The organism is Streptomyces pacificus (assembly GCF_011766325.1).
Lineage (GTDB): Bacteria > Actinomycetota > Actinomycetes > Streptomycetales > Streptomycetaceae > Streptomyces > Streptomyces pacificus.
Map to the genome: position 1 here is coordinate 43,811 of NZ_BLLG01000012.1, position 17,354 is coordinate 61,164.

Here is a 17,354-nt window from a genome sequence, read left to right on the forward strand (position 1 = left end):
GCGACCATAACACCCGGTGACACCCCGGTCCGCCCGCCCGCGGAGCGGCCTTGTGGCACGCTTCCGCCATGGTCCTCCTCCTGATCGTCGATGGCGCGAATGTGGTCGGTTCGGTACCGGACGGCTGGTGGCGCGACCGCCGCGGCGCGGCCGAGCGGCTGCGCGACAGACTGGTTCCGCTCGCCGGGGAGGGCGTTCGGGGGCACCCCGGTCCTCTCGAGGTGGTGCTGGTGCTCGAGGGCCGGGCGAGGGGGGTCGGGGACGCGCCGGGCGTACGGGTCGAGGACGCGCCGGGCAGCGGTGACGACCGCGTCGTGGAGCTGGTCCGGGAGCACGCGGGCCGCTCCGTCGTCGTGGTCACCGCCGACCGGGGGCTGCGGGAGCGGGTGGCGGCCCTGGGCGCGGGGGTCGTGGGGCCGCGCGCGGTCCGCAGCGGCTGACCCGGTCCGCGCCTCAGAAGTCGGCGCCCCTGCCCAGTCTGCCGAGGCGGCTGTGGGAGCGGCCGTAGAGGTAGTAGACGACCACGCCCAGCGCCATCCAGACGGCGAAGCGCAGCCAGGTCTCGGCGGGGAGGTTCAGCATCAGCCAGAGGGACGCGGCGATGGACAGGCCGGGCAGGACCGGCACCCAGGGGGTCCGGAACGCGCGGTGCAGATCGGGCCGGGTGTTGCGGAGGACGATGACGCCGAGCGCCACGATGACGAAGGCGAAGAGCGTGCCGATGTTCACCAGCGCGGCGAGCGCCTGGAGGCTGGTGAAGCCCGCGATGACGGCGATGACCACGCCGAGCACGATGGTCGCGCGGTGGGGGGTGCGGAACGTCGGGTGGGTGATGGAGAAGAAGCGCGGCAGCAGTCCGTCGCGGCTCATCGCGAAGAACACCCGGGTCTGGCCCAGCAGCAGGATCATGCAGACGGTGATGAGTCCGACGGCTGCGCCGAGGCTGATGGCGCCGGCGAAGAAGGGCCGGCCGACGGCCTTGAACGCGTCGGCGAGCGGAGCGGTGGCCGACATCTCCGTGTAGCGCTGCATACCGGTGACGACGAGGGTCACGGCCACGTACAGCAGGGTGCAGATGAGCAGGGAGCCGAGGATTCCGCGGGGCATGTCGCGCTGGGGGTTCCTGGTCTCCTCGGCGGCGGTGGCCACCACGTCGAAGCCGATGAAGGCGAAGAAGACGATGGAGGCGGCGGTGAAGATGCCCATGACGCCGAAGTTGGTGGGCTCGTAGCCGAACAGCAGCTGCACCAGCGGCGCCATCAGCCCGCTGCCGCCCTCCTCGGGCTGGGCCGGGGGGATGAAGGGGGTGTAGTTCTCCGCCTTGATGAAGAAGGCGCCCGCGACGATGACCAGCAGCACCACGGCGACCTTGATCGCGACGACGATCGCGGTGATCCGGGCGGACAGTTTCATGCCGATGACGAGCACGGCGGTCAGCGCCAGGATGAGCAGGAAGGCCAGCAGGTCGAAGTGGCCTCCCGCGTCGGGCCCGGAGAGCTCCGTCGGCATCCGCACGCCGAGGTTGGTCTCCAGCAGGGCGCGTACGTATCCGGACCAGCCGACCGCCACCACCGCCGTGCCGAGGGCGAACTCCAGGACCAGGTCCCAGCCGATGATCCAGGCGGGGAGTTCCCCGATCGAGGCGTACGAGAAGGTGTAGGCCGAGCCGGCCACGGGCACGGTGGAGGCGAACTCGGCGTAGCAGAGCGCCGCGAGCGCGCAGACGATGCCGGCGATGACGAAGGACAGGGCGGTGGCGGGGCCGGCGTTCTCCTTGGCGGCGATGCCCGTCAGCACGAAGATTCCGGTGCCGATGATCACGCCGACGCCGAAGACGGTCAGGTCCCAGGCGGAGAGCGACTTCCTGAGCGCGTGCTCCGGCTCCTCCGTGTCCCGGATCGACTGCTCGACCGTCTTGGTCCGGAAAGCCCCGGTGCTCCTGGGGGGCTGCTGCTGTGTGCTCACCGGCGTACCTCCGTACCCATGGCCGTCAACCCATGATCGAGAGGGGTGCTCAGACGCCGCCCGCCCACGGGGGGCGTTTCACACGAAAGGACCGGCCGGGAACCCCCTCGGGTACTCCGACCGGTCCAATCGATCCGGTGGTGCGTGCGCCGGACGGCGCGCCGGTCAGTCCCGCACGGGCTCGGCGGTCCTGCTGGGCTCGTCGTCGAGGCGGCCGTCGAGCCTGGCCACCAGGCCGGTGACCTGGCGGGCGATGTCCGGTGCGGTCAGCCCGATCTCGGCCATGACCTCCTTGCGGGAGGCGTGGTCGAGGAAGCGCTGGGGGATGCCGAAGTCCCGCAGCGGCAGGTCGACTCCGGCGTCGCGCAGCGCCTGGGCGACGGCTGATCCGACACCGCCGACGCGGCCGTTGTCCTCGACGGTGACGACGACGCGGTGCCTGGCGGCGAGCGCGGGGAGGGCCTCGTCGACCGGCTTGACCCAGCGGGGGTCGACGACGGTGGTGGAGATGCCCTGCCTGTCGAGGAGGCCGGCGATCTCCAGGCACATCGGTGCGAGCGCGCCGACCGAGACGAGCAGGACATCGGGTCCGGGGGTGCCTCCCATGCCCGACATGCCCGAGGGGCCGTGGGGGGCGGTGCCGGGCTCGCGCAGCACGTCCATGCCGCCGATCCGGCCGACGGCCGGGACGGCGGGGCCGACCACGCCCTTGGAGTAGCGGACCACGGTGGGCGCGTCGTCGACCTCGACGGCCTCGCGGAGCTGGGCGCGCAGCTGCTCTGCGTCGCGCGGTGCGGCCATCCGCAGCGTGGGGACGACCTGGAGGATCGACATGTCCCACATGCCGTTGTGGGAGGCGCCGTCGTCGCCGGTGACACCGGCCCGGTCCAGGACGAAGGTCACTCCGCACTTGTGCAGGGCGACGTCCATCAGCACCTGGTCGAAGGCGCGGTTGAGGAACGTGGCGTAGACGGCGAAGACCGGGTGGAGCCCGCCGGTGGCCAGTCCGGCGGCGGAGGTCGCCGCGTGCTGCTCGGCGATACCGACGTCGAACACGCGCTCGGGGAAAGTCTCGGCGAACTTCTTCAGGCCGACGGGCTGGAGCATCGCCGCGGTGATGGCGACGACGTCCGCGCGCTCCCGGCCCAGCCTGACCATCTCGTCGCCGAACACGGAGGTCCAGCTGGCCGCCGCGGTCTTCACCGGCAGGCCGGTGTCGGGGTGGATCGGGCCGATGCCGTGGAAGCGGTCGGCCTCGTCCTCCTCCGCGTGCTGGTAGCCGCGGCCCTTCTCGGTGAGGCAGTGGACGATGACGGGACCGCCGAACCGCTTGGCGCGGGTCAGCGCGGACTCCACGGCCTCGATGTCGTGGCCGTCGATGGGCCCGACGTACTTCAGGCCCAGGTCCTCGAACATGCCCTGGGGGGCGATGAAGTCCTTCAGGCCCTTCTTGGCGCCGTGCAGGGTCTCGTAGAGCGGCCTGCCGACGACGGGGGTGCGCTCCAGCAGGTCCTTGCCGCGGGCGAGGAAGCGCTCGTAGCCGTCGGTGATGCGCAGCGTGGCCAGGTGGTTGGCGAGGCCGCCGATGGTGGGGGCGTAGGAGCGCTCGTTGTCGTTGACGACGATGACCAGCGGGCGGTCCTTGGCGTCGGCGATGTTGTTCAGCGCCTCCCAGGCCATGCCGCCGGTGAGGGCGCCGTCGCCGATGACCGCGACGACATGGTCGTCCTTCCCCAGCACCTCGTTGGCCTTGGCCAGGCCGTCCGCCCAGCCGAGGACCGTCGAGGCGTGCGAGTTCTCGATGACGTCGTGCTCGGACTCGGCGCGCGAGGGGTAGCCGGACAGTCCGCCCCTGGCCCGCAGCCTGGAGAAGTCCTGGCGGCCGGTGAGCAGCTTGTGCACATAGCTCTGGTGGCCGGTGTCGAAGAGGACCCTGTCCTTCGGCGAGTCGAAGACCCGGTGCAGGGCGATGGTCAGCTCGACCACGCCGAGGTTGGGGCCGAGGTGTCCGCCGGTCTTGGAGACGGCGTCCACCAGGAAGCCGCGGATCTCCGCGGCCAGCCGGTCGAGCTGCTCCCTGCCGAGCCCGTCCAGGTCGCGTGGTCCTCTGATACGGGCAAGCAGCTCCCACCCGTCGCCCACCGCCACATCTGAACGACGCGCTACGCGCGGCTGCGTCACCGTGCCTCCTTGCGTTTCGATCCGGTCGAGCTTGCCGATCCCGCCGAGTCTAATGTCCCGCTCCCGGCGGCTTTCATCGGGCGGCGCGTTCCGCGTCACCCCTTCGGACGACGCGGTGCCCTGGTGTACGGCTGCCCGCTCCCCGGGGGTAACACGCGGCAGTGCCCGGCGCCGGTTCCGGCGCCGGGCACTGCACACGGTGGCCGCTAGGCCCGGCCGGCGGTCTTCTGCGTCTTGCGCGTGACCGAGTCGATCACCACGGTGGCGAGGAGCACCCCACCGGTGATCATGTACTGGATCGGGGTGGCGATGCCCTCCAGCGCGAGCCCGTACTGGATCGAGACGATCACCATGACGCCGAGCAGCGCGTTCCAGGTGCGGCCGCGGCCGCCGAAGAGGCTGGTGCCGCCGATGACGGCCGCCGCGATGACGTTCATCAGCAGGTCGCCCGCGCCGGCGCTCTGGTTCGCTGCGGCGATCTTGGAGGCCCAGAACAGGCCGCCGACGGCCGCGAAGGTGCCGGCGATGGCGAAGACCGAGATCCGCACGGCGGTGACGTTGATACCGGCCCGGCGGGACGCCTCGACGCTGCCGCCGAGGGCGAAGATCTTGCGCCCGTAGGCGGTGCGCCGCAGGACGAAGTCGGTGGACACCAGGACCGCCAGGAACAGCACCAGCGCCAGCGGCAGGCCCTTGTACTGGTTGAACATGTAGGCGGCGGCGAAGGAGACCGCGGCGAGCAGCACCGTGCGGAACACGATGTCGCCGAGCGGCCGGGACGGGATGCCGGCCGCCCGGCGGCGGCGGGCGTCGGTGGAGGCCGAGACGAAGAACACGGCGACGGCCAGTGCGGCGAGTCCGTAGGCGGCGGCCACGTCGGAGAAGTAGTAGGTGGTCAGCCGGCCGACGATGCCGTCGCCGTCCAGGTTGATCGTGCCCTGGGAGCCGAGGAGCTGGAGCATGAAGCCCAGCCAGAACAGCAGCCCGGCCAGGGTGACGGCGAAGGCGGGCGCGCCGATCCGGGCGAAGAAGAAGCCGTGCAGGGCTCCCATGACCGCGCCGCCGGCGATGGCGGCCAGGACGGCCAGCCACTCGTTCATCCCGTGGGTGACGCTCAGTACGGCCACGATCGCGCCCGACACACCGCTGACGGAGCCGACCGAGAGGTCGATCTCGCCGAGCAGCAGCACGAAGATGATGCCGACGGCCATCATGCCGGTGGCGACCATGGTGACGGCGATGTTGCTGAGGTTCTGCGCCGAGAGGAACTGCGAGTTCAGGCTCTGGAAGATGGCGCAGATCAGGATCAGGCCGATGACGACCGGGATGGAACCCAGGTCGCCGGCGTGGAGCCTGCGCTTGAAGTCCGCGAGGTAGCCGCCGACGCCCTGCTCGCGTACCAGGAGCCGGGGGTCGACGGCGGTGACCGCCTCGTGCGCGGCGTGCGCGGCTTCCGCGGTGCCCACCCGGTGGCGGCCGCCGGCGGGTGCCGGGCTCTTGTCGATGCTCACTTCTGCGCCTCCGAGGTGCGCGCCGCACGACGGGTCACGGCGTTGTCCGTGGCGCCGGTGATGGCGGAGATGATCTCTTCCTGCGAGGTGGCCTTCACGTCGAAGACCCCGTTGTTCCGGCCGAGCCGCAGCACCGCCACGGTGTCGGCGACGGCCTTCACATCGGCCATGTTGTGGCTGATGAGGATGACCGCGTGGCCGCGCTCGCGCAGCCGCTCGACCAGGTCGAGCACCTGCGCGGTCTGCTCGACGCCGAGGGCCGCGGTGGGCTCGTCGAGGATGACCAGCTTGGGGGCGCCGAGCATCGAGCGGGCGATGGCCACGGTCTGCCGCTGGCCGCCGGAGAGGGAGGCGATCGGGATGCGGACGCTGGGGATGCGGATGGACAGCGTGCTCAGCAGTTCGCGGGAGCGGCGCTCCATCTCGACCTCGTCGAGGACGCCGTACCTGCGGAGCTCCCGGCCGAGGTACAGGTTGCCGACGACGTCGATGTTGTCGCACAGCGCGAGGTCCTGGTAGACGGTCGCGATGCCCAGGTTCTGGGCGTCCTGGGGCTTGCCGACCGACACCGCCCTGCCCTCCCACTCGATGACGCCCTCATCGATGGGGTGCACGCCGGCGATCGTCTTGACCAGCGTGGACTTTCCGGCGCCGTTGTCGCCCACCAGGGCGACCACTTCACCGGCGTGGACCTCAAGCTCTACGTCGGTGAGCGCCTGAACGGCACCGAACCGCTTGGAGACCCCGCGCAACGCCAGCACGGGCGTAGCGGACACGTGAACCATCTCCTTCGCCGCCTGGACGGCGGGATGCCGCGCCGGATGGGTGGCGCGGAGGGTTGAGCTGATAAGGGAAGAATCGTTTCTGTCCGGTGCCCCGCCCCGATAGCGGGGCTGGAAGGGGGGCGGGGCACCGGGCAGGTTCAGGGAGCGTCCCTCGGGGACGTGGAACCCGGTGCCGCGTCAGGCGGTGTGCGCCCCGTCGCGGCGCCGGGCACGGCCGGTCCGGCGGGTCGCCGCGGGTCGCCGCGCCGCCGCGTCAACCGGGCGGACCCCCGGCGAGGCCGGTCCGGCGGGTCGCCGCGCGTCGCCGCACCGCAATCCGCGCCGCGCTGTCTTCCGACGGGCGGACCCCGCCTGACACGGCACTAGTTCAGGCCGATCGCGTCGCAGTCGGCCTTGAACTTCGCGGTGCAGATGTCGGCGGCGGTGTAGACGCCGTCCTTGATGACCGAGTCCGCGATGTTGTCCTTGGTCAGGGAGACGACCGGGACGAGCACGGACGGGATGCCCTCGGTGGTGGGGCTGTCGACCTTGGACGTGGCGATCGCGTCGAGGCTCTGGCCCTTGGCGAGCGCGACGGCCATCTCGGCGGCGGCCGCCGCCTCCGGCGCGTACGGCTTGTAGATGCTCATGAACTGCTCGCCCGCGACGATGCGCTGCACGCCGGCGATCTCGGCGTCCTGACCGGTCACCGGCGGGAGCGTGTCGAAGCCGCCGGCCTTGAGGGCGGTGATGATGCCGCCCGCCATGCCGTCGTTCGCGGAGTAGACGCCGACGATCTCGTCCTTGCCGAGGGCCGAGATCGCGGCCTCCATGTTGGCGTTGGCGTTCTCCGGCTTCCACTCCTTGGTGTCGTACTCCTTGCCGACGTTCACCTTGCCGTCGAGGACGGAGTGGGCGCCCTTCTTGAAGAGCGCGGCGTTCGGGTCGGTGACGGAGCCGTTCATCATGACGATCTGGCCGCTCTTGGCCTTGTCGCCGAGCGCCTCGAGGAGGGCCTCGCCCTGGACCCTGCCGACCTCTTCGTTGTCGAAGGAGGTGTAGGCGTCCACGGGGCCCTCGGCGAGCCGGTCGTAGGCGACGACCGGGATGCCGGCGTCCTTGGCCTTCTTGACGCCGCCGGCGATGGCCTTGGAGTCCACCGCGTCGACGATCAGCGCGTCGACCTCGTTGGTGATCATCGTGTCGACCTGCTGGGTCTGCAGCGTCGCGTCCTGCTTGGCGTTGGCGTAGACGAGCTTCGCCTTGCCGTTCGTCAGCTCGTCGATCTTCTTCTCGATGAGCGGCTTGTCGAACTTCTCGTAGCGCGCCGTCTGGTTCTCCGGGAGCAGGAGCCCGATGGTGAGGGCATCGCCCTTGGCAGCGCTGGTCTTGGCGTCGTTGTCGCCGGACTCCTTGGCACTGCCGCAGGCGGCGAGGGACACGGCCATCGCGGCGGCCGTCACGGCCACGGCGACACGACGCATCTGCGTGTTCATTCAGAAACCTCCCTGACGAGGCCGCGTCCTTGCGGCCGAGGTGGCAGGAAGTCAACTCGGCTGGCACGCCAGCGTCAAGGAGTAAATCCTTAACGAGATGACAACGTCGCCATTCGTTATCTAAGTGAAGGCGGGCATCCCGGCCGGCGCCGAACCGTCCAGAAGTGTCGAATCGCCCATCTCGCCGAGCACCAGGGCCAGCGCCCCCAGCACCTCGGCCCGGGCTCCGAGCGCCCCGGGGAGGACGGAGAGCCGCCGGGCGGCGCTGGGGATGGCGTACCGGGAGACGGACTCGCGGATCGGGGCGAGCACCAGTTCCCCGGCCTCCGCCAGGCTGCCGCCCAGCACCACTCTGCTGGGATTCAGCAGGTTGCACAGGTTGGCCACACCGCTGCCGATATGGCGGCCGACGTCGGCGACGACCCGCCGGCAGCCCGGATCGCCCTCCCGGGCCAGCTGGACGACCTTCTCCATGGTCAGGTCCCGGCCGTGGCTGGACCGGAGCAGCGGCAGTACGTAGCGGGCCGCGGTGAACGTCTCCAGGCAGCCCCGGTTGCCGCAGCGGCAGACCGGCCCCGACTCGTCCAGGGTGATGTGCCCGATCTCCCCCGCCGTACCGCCGGGGCCGCGGTAGATCCGGCCCCGGATGACGAGTCCGGCGCCGACTCCGCTGGCGACCTTGATGTAGGCGAGGTCGCTGACGCCGCGGCCGCTGCCCCAGACCAGCTCGCCCAGGGCGCCGAGGTTGGCGTCGTTGTCGACGTACACCGGCACCCCGAGCCGGCCGGAGAGCTCCCGGCCGGGGTTGATGCCGCTCCAGCCCGGCAGGATCGCGGTGGAGCCCAGGGTGCCGGTCTCCACGTCGATCGGCCCCGGCACGCCGAGACCGACCCCGACGATCTTCCCCGGGTCGATTGCGGTGGCCGCGACGAGCCGTTTGACCAGCAGCTCCGCCCGGTCGAAGCCCTGCGCTGAGGAGGCGTCCACATCCAGCGGCTCGGACTCCTCGGCGAGGACCTGATGGGCCAGGTTGCCGATCGCGACCCGGAGGTGCGTATGGCCGAAGTCGACGCCGACCACGATGCCGGCGTCCCCGCTGAGCGAGACGCTGCGGGCCCGGCGGCCGCCCGCCGAGGTGGGGGTGACCTCGACGGTCCCGCCCTCCTTCAGCTCCCGGACGATGTTGGAGACGGTGGCGGCGGACAGGCCGGTACTCCTCGCGATCTCGGCCTGGGTGAGCGAACCGGCCAGACGCACGGCGCGCACGACGCGTTCCAGATTGGCCCGATGCAGAGACGTCTGCGACCCCGGAGTCTCCATCGACTCACACACTCCTGCCCGTCACTCCAACATGTGAACTCCAAGGGGAGCCTTTGGGGCCGCTCCCCGTCAAGACCTGAGCGCAAGCCCGCCGTATCCGGACAAGCGCCGTCGACGGTCCCGGCGGCCCCCGCCGGGGCCCCGGGAGCGGATCACCGGGGTGCGGGAAGTGCGGGGGCCCGGCGGCGGAGCGGCGCCGGCCTACTTCAGGGCCCCCGCCGTGAGGCCCGCCACGACCTGGCGCTGGAAGACCGCGTACGCGGCGAGCACCGGCAGCATGGCCATCACCAGGCCCGCGAACAGGCCGGACCAGTCGCCCTTGTACCCCTGGCTGACGGCCAGCTGCACCAGGCCCTGGGAGAGCACCTTGTGCTCGGGCTCGGTGTTGAGCACCGTGGGCAGCATGTACTGGTTCCACTGGCCGAGGAAGTTGAAGATCCCGACGCTGATCAGTCCGGGCTTGGCCATCGGCAGCATGACCTGGAAGAACGTCCGGGTGTGCGAGGCCCCGTCGATCAGCGCCGCCTCCGCCACCGAGGTCGGCAGCGTACGGAAGAAGGCGGTCAGGAAGAACACCGTGAACGGCAGCGAGTAGGCGATGTACACCAGGATCAGGCCGTGGAGGGTGTTCAGGAGCTGAATGTTGTTCAGGACGAAGAACAGCGGGACCAGTGCCAGCATGATCGGGAAGCTCATCCCCCCGATGAAGAGGAAGTAGAGGAAGCGGTTCCCGGGGAAGTCGAACCGGGCCAGGACGTACGCCGCCATCGAGCCCAGCAGCAGGGTGCCGGCGAGGGAGCCGGCGACCACCAGGACGGTGTTCAGGAAGTAGTCGCTCATATGCGCCTGGCTCCAGGCGCGCGACCAGTTCTCGAAGTGGAGCCGGTCCGGCAGCGACCACGGCGAGCTGAAGATCGCGTCGTCGTCCTTGAAGGACGTCATCACCGCCCACAGCAGCGGCATGACGACCATGAAGGCCCACAGCACCAGCACACCGTGCGAGAAGGCGTTGAGGACCCTGCCGCGGCCGCGCCATCCGCCCTCCCCCGGCCCCGCGCCGGAACGCCCGGCCTTCACCTCGTGCGGCAGCGGTTCCGCGGCGGGGGCGGGGGAGGTCTCGGTCGTCTTCAATTCAGTACTCCAGGCGCTCGCGGCGGCCCAGCCTCATCACGGCGGCCGCGAAGGCCAGCGTGACGACGAGCAGGGCGACGCCGATCGTCGTCGCATAGGCCGCCGCGCCGTCGCGGAACGCCGACTGGTACACGTACAGCACCAGCACGGTGGTCGAGTAGTCGGGACCGCCCGGCCCCGTGGTCATGATCTGCACCACGGCGAAGGACTCGGCGCCGAGCGCGAGGATGCCCATGTAGACCCAGCCGGACTGGATGGTGTCCCGCAGCAGCGGCAGGGTGATCCGGAAGAAGGTGGTGATCCGGCCCGCGCCGTCCAGCAGCGCCGCCTCGTAGAAGTCCCTGGGGATGGACGCCATCCCCGCGGAGAACAGGACGACGAAGAAGCCGACCGTGGACCAGACGAGGACCGCCATCACACACCACAGGGCCAGGTCCGGGTCACCGAGCCACAGCGGCTGCACCCCGCCGAGTCCGACCGCCCGCAGTCCGGAGTTGATCGCCCCGCTCTCCGGGTTGTACGCGAACTGGAAGAGCAGGGCGACGATCGCGATCGAGAGCACCTGCGGGAAGAAGTAGGCGATCTTGTAGAACGAGGAGCCCCGCACCCCGGAGACCGCCGCTCCCCTGCGGGGCCGCCCCCCCACATTGATCATGAACGCGAAGAACAGCGCGAGCCCGATCGTCAGCACCGGCAGCAGCAGCGCGAACAGCAGACTGTGCCGGAGCGACGCCCAGAAGACGTCGTCGTCCCAGAGCCTGGCGTAGTTGTCGAGGCCGACCAGAGAGAAGTCCGGGCTCAGACCGGTCCAGTCCGTGAAGGAGTAGTAGATGGACTGGACGAACGGCCAGACGACGAAGAGCGCGTAGAGCGCCAGGGGGGCCGCCAGGAACCCCGCGATGAACCGGTACTTGCCGTGCTGCATGGTTGCCGACCCCGATCCTCAGGAGTGATCCGCCCCGTGCTGCGTGCTCCCGGGGCGCGCCCCGGGAGCACGGGCCGCTCACCGGTGCCGGTACTTCCTGACGGACGGGTCCTGCGCGGCCCGGTCGGCGAAGCCCTGGATCCTGCCGACGGCCTCGGCCGGGGTGAGCCGCCCGGCCATCATCTCGCCGAGACCGGCGACGCCGATCTGCTCCTTCTGGAGTTTGACGTACCAGTCCGGCAGCCGCGGGTTGACGACGTTCTCGCCGGCCTTCTCCAGCGCGGCGAGGCCCGACTCCAGACCCGGCGTCAGCTCGATCCCGTCGGTGCCGCCGTCGAAGGCGGTCAGCGACTTGACCTGCCGGGTGAAGTTCCTCGAGGACTCCTCGCCGAGCATGATCCGCAGCTGCTCCATACCGCCCTCGACGTTCCGCGCCTTCGCCGGGACGATGAAGGGCTCGCCGCCGGAGGCCCAGAGGGTGCCGAAGGGCATCCGGTCCGAGGCGTCGAGCCCGGACGGCGCGGCGACGGCCAGGTCGAAGTCCTCCGGCATGGTGCCGGCCGCCTCGTTCTCCACCCAGGAGCCGTTGGGGATGAACAGCGCCCTGCCCTTGGTCCAGGCGGTCTGGGACTGGATGTGGTCCAGTCCCGGGGTGCCCTTGAGGACGTAGCCCTTGCGCTGGAGCTCGTCGTACGCCTCGAACGCGGCCTTGACGGCCGGGTGCTTCCAGGCGTTCGGCTCCAGGTTGTCGATGGACTCCAGGACCTCCCGGCCGCCGATCTTGGCGATGAACGGGTAGAGCGAGAACGGCAGGTAGTACGGGTGCTTGCCGGCGTACGTCCAGCCCGCGACGCCCTGCTTCTTCGCCTTCTCGCACAGGGCCAGCATCTCGTCCCAGGTCTCGGGGTAGCGCGCGTCGAGCCGGTCGAGCGCGGTCCGCGAGTACCAGACGCCGTAGACCGTGTAGGCGTAGTACAGGACCCGGACCGGTGCTCCGTCGAACCGGCCCATCTCGACGATGCCGGGGCGCAGTGTGTCCCGGACCTTCCTGCCCGGGTCGTCGATCGAGGGCGCGTCCAGCAGCGGGGTGAGGTCGGCGAGCTGCTTCTTGCCGACGAGGACGCCCATGTCCATCTGCTCGGCGCCGGAGTTGTCGATGAGGTCCGGCGGGGTGCCTCCGTTGAACCGCGGCTGGAGCTCGGACTGGATCTTCTGGGTGGCCTTGTGGGTGACCTTGGGGGCCCCGGGGAAGGCCGCGTTGTACTTCCTCTCCGCGTCGATGGCGTACTGCTGTCCGAAACCTCCGTCGAAGATGACGACTTCGAGGGCGGCGGTCCCGTTGACGCCGAGCGGGTTGGTCTTGGTGACCTCGCCCTTCTCGACCTTGGAGCCGCCTGCGCCACCGCCGCTGGCACAGGCGGACAGGAAGCCCGCCGCGGGAAGGGCGGCCAGGCCGAGCGCCGCGGACCGCTTGATCAGGTCGCGGCGCCCGATGCCGCCGCCGTTCGGGTGGCCGGGGGTGGATCCCATGCTCAGTCCTCGCCTTCTCCAGGACTCAGGCGGTGAGCCGGTCGCCCGTCCTTCCTGGGACGAAGGGCCCCGCCACCGCGGTCGATTGCTGAAGCTGGTCGTGCAGGGGTCGTTCCATGGCAGTGGGAACGGGAGTGCCGCCTCGGGCCGCAGACGAGGTTTCGCCTGCCCGTTCCCCCGGCCCTCCGCCGAGCCTGCCGGTGCGGCGGACGCCGACGGGTACAGCCCACTCCCCTTCGGCGTAGCAAGATCGAAGACAGGGTTCCGCGGCAGTCTTGCCCGAGTCGGGACCTCACGGGGGCGGACACGTCGGAAACGCGCGCGAGAACACCTGTACACAGTACGGGGGCGGCCGTGCGCCGTCGCGGGAGTCCCGCGGAAGCGGCCGGATCCGCACCCGGCACACCGTCAACACCCTTGACACCGACAGCCACTTGCCTCCCTACTGGTGCCTGCACAGCACTTCTGACAACGTTGTCCCAGCTCCTGTCCACCCGTGCCCCATGCCTTCTCTGTGCCCTTGCCCACCCCTTCCGGCGGGAGGAAAGGCTTCCCATGCGGCAGCGATCCAGCCCCAGGCACCCCCATCACCCCCGCGCCCGCTCGGCCGCCCTGGTGGCGGCCGCTTCCCTGCTGGTGGTGACGGCGCAGTCGGCGGCCGTCGCCGTCCCCGAGCGGCCCCCGGCCCCCGCGGCGGAGTTCTCCAGTTCCTTCGAGACCGACGAGCCCCAGCCCGCATGGCGCGACACCGTGGACACCGGGCCGGACGGGGCGAAGCGGTCCGCCGGGGTCGACGGCGGCTTCGCCACGGGCATCCCGGGCAATGTCACCGACCGGGTGGTCGAGCTCCGCGCCAGCGGCGAGAACGCAGGCTCAGGGGAGACCAAGGAGAACCTGGTCGACCTCCAGCCGTCCACCAAATGGCTCACCTTCGAACCGGCCGGCTGGGTCGAGTTCGACACGGACGGCCCCGTCAAGGTCGTCACCTACGCGCTGACCTCGGCCAACGACTTCGCCGAGCGCGACCCGAGGGACTGGACGCTCAAGGGCTCGAAGGACGGAGAGGACTGGACGGTCCTGGACGCCCGCGAGGGCCAGACGTTCGACAAGCGCTTCCAGACGAGGACGTACGGCATCGACCCGGCGAAGGCCGGGGCGTACCCGCACTACCGCCTGGAGATCACCGGCAACAACGGGGCCCCGGACATCGTCCAGCTCGCCGACGTGCAGTTCTCCGACGGCGACACCGACAGCCCCGTGCCAGAGGACATGCGCAGCCATGTCGACCGCGGTCCGGCGGGCTCCCCCACCGCGAAGGCCCGCGCGGGCTTCACCGGCACGCGCGCCCTGCGGTACGCGGGCACGCACACACCGGACGGCCGCGCGTACTCGTACAACAAGGTCTTCGACGTCGACACGGCCGTGCGCCGGGACACGGAGCTGTCGTACCGGATCTTCCCGTCGATGGCCGAGACCGATCTCCGCTACCCGGCCACCAACGTAGCGGTCGACCTCGCCTTCACCGACGGCACCCTTCTGAGCGACCTCCGGGCGGTGGACTCGCACGGCGGGCCGCTCACGCCGCAGGGGCAGGGCGCCGCGAAGCGGCTCTACGTCAACCAGTGGAACCATGTGGCGTCCCGGATCGGCTCGGTCGCCGCGGGGAAGACCGTGGACCGGATCCTGGTGGCGTACGACGCGCCCGAGGGCCCGGCGAAGTTCCAGGGGTGGGTCGACGACATCCGGATCGCCCCGAAGGCACCCGAGAAGCGGCTCGCGCACCTCTCGGACTACGCCTCGACGGTGCGCGGCACCCACTCCAGCGGCGCGTTCTCGCGCGGGAACACCTTCCCGGCGACGGCCGTCCCGCACGGCTTCAACTTCTGGACCCCGGTGACCAACGCCGGCTCGCTGAGCTGGCTGTACGAGTACGCGCGCGCCAACAACGCCGACAACCTGCCCACGGTGCAGGCGTTCAGCGCCAGCCACGAGCCGAGCCCGTGGATGGGCGACCGGCAGACCTTCCAGCTGATGCCGTCCGCCGCGAAGGGCACCCCGGACACCGGCCGCACCGCCCGCGCCCTGCCCTTCCGCCACGAGAAGGAGACCGCCCGGCCGCACTACTACGGCGTGACGTTCGAGAACGGGCTGAAGGCGGAGATCGCCCCCACCGACCACGCGGCGATGATGCGGTTCACCTATCCGGGCGATGACGCGTCGGTGCTCTTCGACAACGTCACGGAGCAGGCCGGGCTGACGCTCGACCCGGAGACCAGCTCCTTCACCGGCTACTCCGACGTCAAGAGCGGGCTGTCCACCGGCGCCACCCGGCTGTTCGTGTACGGCGTCTTCGACGCGCCCGTCATCTCCTCCTCGTCCCAGGGCGTCGCCGGCCATCTGCGGTTCGACGCGGGCGAGGACCGCACCGTGACGCTGCGCATCGCCACCTCGCTGATCGGCGTCGACCAGGCCAGGAAGAACCTCGCGCAGGAGATCCCCGCATCCGCGTCCTTCGGCCGGATCAGGGACCGGGCGCGGGACGCCTGGGACGCCCTGCTCGGCCGGGTCGAGGTCGAGGGCGCCACCCACGACCAGCTGGTGACCCTCTACTCCTCGCTCTACCGGCTGTACCTGTACCCGAACTCCGGTTTCGAGAAGGTCGACGGCAAGGACAGATACGCCAGCCCCTTCTCGCCGCAGACCGGCCCGGACACCCCGACCCGCACGGGCGCGAAGATCGTCGACGGCCGGGTGTACGTCAACAACGGCTTCTGGGACACCTACCGGACGACCTGGCCGGCCTACTCCCTCCTCACCCCGGAGAAGGCGGGCGAACTCGTCGACGGGTTCGTCCAGCAGTACCGGGACGGCGGCTGGATCTCCCGCTGGTCCTCCCCCGGCTACGCCGATCTGATGACCGGCACCTCCTCCGACGTCGCCTTCGCCGACGCGTATGTGAAGGGCGTCCGCGGCTTCGACGCTCGGGAGGCGTACGAGGCGGCGCTGAAGAACGCCACGGTGGCGCCGCCGCACCAGGGCGTGGGCCGCAAGGGCATGGAGACCTCGCCGTTCCTCGGCTACGCCTCCACCGAGACGCACGAGGGCCTGTCCTGGTCGCTCGAGGGCTACCTCAACGACTACGGCCTGTCGAGGATGGCGGCGGCCCTCCACACCAAGACCGGGAAGGCACGCTACAAGGACGAGTCCGCCTACTTCCTGAACAGGGCCCGCAACTACGTGACGCTGTTCGACGGAAAGGCGGGCTTCTTCCAGGGCCGCGACGCGAAGGGCGCCTGGCGGGTCCCCTCGGACGCGTACGACCCCCGGGTCTGGGGCCACGACTACACCGAGACCAACGGCTGGGGCTATGCGTTCACCGCGCCGCAGGACAGCCGGGGACTGGCCAACCTGTACGGCGGCCGACCGGGCCTCGCCGGGAAACTCGACACCTACTTCTCGACCCCGGAGACGGCGTCACCGGAGTTCGTCGGCTCCTACGGCAGCGTCATCCACGAGATGACCGAGGCCCGCGACGTGCGGATGGGCATGTACGGCCACTCCAACCAGGTCGCCCACCACGTCGCCTACATGTACAACGCGGCCGCCCAGCCGTGGAAGACGCAGCAGAAGGTGCGCGAGGTCCTCTCCCGCCTCTACACCGGCAGCGAGATCGGGCAGGGCTACCACGGCGACGAGGACAACGGCGAGCAGTCGGCCTGGTTCCTGTTCTCCGCGCTCGGCTTCTATCCGCTGGTGATGGGCAGCGGGGAGTACGCCGTCGGCTCCCCGCTCTTCCGGAAGGCGACCGTCCGCCTGGAGAACGGCCGCGAACTCGTGGTGAAAGCGCCCCGGAACAGCGCCCGCAACATCTACGTCCAGGGCCTGAAGGTGAACGGCAAGCGCTGGGACTCCACCGCGCTCCCCCACCGGCTGCTGGCGCGGGGCGGCACCCTGGAGTTCGCCATGGGGCCGAAGCCGTCGCGCTGGGGCACGGGCAAGGGCGCCGGGCCCGTCTCGATCACCCGGGACGACGAGGTGCCCTCGCCCCGCCGGGACGCGATCCGCGGCACGGGCGCACTCTTCGACGACACCTCGGGCACTCGGGCGGAGCTGGAGGCGGCCGTGGACCTGCCGGTCGCCGGGGCCACGCGGGCCGTGCAGTACACGCTCACCTCCGCGGCGCACGACCGGGCCCCCGGGGGCTGGGTGCTCCAGGGCTCCCGAAACGGCACGACGTGGACCGATCTGGACCGGCGTTCGGGGGAGTCGTTCGCCTGGGACCGGCAGACGCGGGTGTTCACCGTCGCCCGCCCCGGCAGCTACCGGGAGTACCGGCTGGTCCCCGCCGGGGGCGCGGTCAGGCCCGTGCTGGCGGAGGTCGAGCTGCTGTCCTGAGCGCTGCCCGGGGACGGGAACGGAGGCGGAGGCGGGAACGGAGGGCGAGAGCGGAGGCGGGCCGCGTCCGGGACCGGGTCGGGACGCGGTCCCGCCGGGGTGCGGCCTCGCCGTGCATGCGGCCACCGGAGTACGC

The 17,354-nt window shown here is 70.7% G+C and carries 11 protein-coding genes; 2 read left to right on the forward strand and 9 right to left on the reverse strand.

The window, feature by feature from the left end; all coding sequences use genetic code 11:
• The first annotated feature begins 68 nt into the window (after window positions 1-68).
• On the forward strand, window positions 69-440 hold the full coding sequence (locus tag SCWH03_RS19420; protein ID WP_173265549.1) for a PIN domain-containing protein: 372 nt from the start codon (window positions 69-71) through the stop codon (window positions 438-440).
• Window positions 441-453: 13 nt separating this feature from the next.
• Here SCWH03_RS19420 and SCWH03_RS19425 read toward each other — a convergent pair whose 3' ends face one another.
• The 9 genes from SCWH03_RS19425 to ngcE form a co-directional block, all read right to left on the reverse strand.
• Entirely contained in the window at window positions 454-1,965 is a 1,512-nt protein-coding gene (locus SCWH03_RS19425) for an amino acid permease (protein ID WP_173265550.1), read from the reverse strand.
• Window positions 1,966-2,130: 165 nt separating this feature from the next.
• On the reverse strand, window positions 2,131-4,146 hold the full coding sequence (gene dxs / locus SCWH03_RS19430) for a 1-deoxy-D-xylulose-5-phosphate synthase (RefSeq protein WP_254076865.1): 2,016 nt from the start codon (window positions 4,144-4,146) through the stop codon (window positions 2,131-2,133).
• Between the two features lie 206 nt (window positions 4,147-4,352).
• Window positions 4,353-5,657, reverse strand: a complete 1,305-nt coding sequence (locus tag SCWH03_RS19435; RefSeq protein WP_173265551.1) for a sugar ABC transporter permease — start codon at window positions 5,655-5,657, stop codon at window positions 4,353-4,355.
• Entirely contained in the window at window positions 5,654-6,442 is a 789-nt protein-coding gene (locus tag SCWH03_RS19440; RefSeq protein WP_173265552.1) for an ATP-binding cassette domain-containing protein, read from the reverse strand. Before SCWH03_RS19440 ends, SCWH03_RS19435 begins: the two co-directional genes overlap by 4 nt.
• Before the next feature lie 362 nt (window positions 6,443-6,804).
• Window positions 6,805-7,917, reverse strand: a complete 1,113-nt coding sequence (locus SCWH03_RS19445; RefSeq protein WP_173265553.1) for a substrate-binding domain-containing protein — start codon at window positions 7,915-7,917, stop codon at window positions 6,805-6,807.
• Between the two features lie 120 nt (window positions 7,918-8,037).
• Window positions 8,038-9,237 carry an ROK family transcriptional regulator gene (locus SCWH03_RS19450; protein ID WP_173265554.1) on the reverse strand — a complete coding sequence of 400 codons (1,200 nt, stop codon included), beginning with the start codon at window positions 9,235-9,237 and terminating at the stop codon, window positions 8,038-8,040.
• A gap of 201 nt (window positions 9,238-9,438) precedes the next feature.
• Window positions 9,439-10,314 carry a carbohydrate ABC transporter permease gene (locus SCWH03_RS19455; protein ID WP_254076881.1) on the reverse strand — a complete coding sequence of 292 codons (876 nt, stop codon included), beginning with the start codon at window positions 10,312-10,314 and terminating at the stop codon, window positions 9,439-9,441.
• 55 nt (window positions 10,315-10,369) lie between these two features.
• Window positions 10,370-11,293, reverse strand: a complete 924-nt coding sequence (locus tag SCWH03_RS19460; RefSeq protein ID WP_173265556.1) for a carbohydrate ABC transporter permease — start codon at window positions 11,291-11,293, stop codon at window positions 10,370-10,372.
• Between the two features lie 78 nt (window positions 11,294-11,371).
• Complete coding sequence (ngcE, locus tag SCWH03_RS19465) at window positions 11,372-12,823, reverse strand: N-acetylglucosamine/diacetylchitobiose ABC transporter substrate-binding protein (RefSeq protein WP_173265557.1); 1,452 nt, start codon at window positions 12,821-12,823, stop codon at window positions 11,372-11,374.
• A gap of 555 nt (window positions 12,824-13,378) precedes the next feature.
• Between ngcE and SCWH03_RS19470 the strand changes: the two genes are divergently transcribed.
• Window positions 13,379-17,218, forward strand: coding sequence for a GH92 family glycosyl hydrolase (locus SCWH03_RS19470; protein WP_173265558.1), 3,840 nt, complete (start codon window positions 13,379-13,381; stop codon window positions 17,216-17,218).
• Window positions 17,219-17,354 lie beyond the last annotated feature (136 nt).

Excerpts from the sequence above, each read along its gene's own strand:
- SCWH03_RS19420 (WP_173265549.1), top strand. The coding sequence starts at position 69 with ATGGTCCTCCTCCTGATCGTCGATGGCGCGAATGTGGTCGGTTCGGTA.
- SCWH03_RS19440 (WP_173265552.1), bottom strand. The coding sequence starts at position 6,442 with ATGGTTCACGTGTCCGCTACGCCCGTGCTGGCGTTGCGCGGGGTCTCC.
- SCWH03_RS19445 (WP_173265553.1), bottom strand. The coding sequence starts at position 7,917 with ATGAACACGCAGATGCGTCGTGTCGCCGTGGCCGTGACGGCCGCCGCG.
- SCWH03_RS19450 (WP_173265554.1), bottom strand. The coding sequence starts at position 9,237 with ATGGAGACTCCGGGGTCGCAGACGTCTCTGCATCGGGCCAATCTGGAA.
- SCWH03_RS19460 (WP_173265556.1), bottom strand. The coding sequence starts at position 11,293 with ATGCAGCACGGCAAGTACCGGTTCATCGCGGGGTTCCTGGCGGCCCCC.
- ngcE (WP_173265557.1), bottom strand. The coding sequence starts at position 12,823 with ATGGGATCCACCCCCGGCCACCCGAACGGCGGCGGCATCGGGCGCCGC.
- SCWH03_RS19470 (WP_173265558.1), top strand. The coding sequence starts at position 13,379 with ATGCGGCAGCGATCCAGCCCCAGGCACCCCCATCACCCCCGCGCCCGC.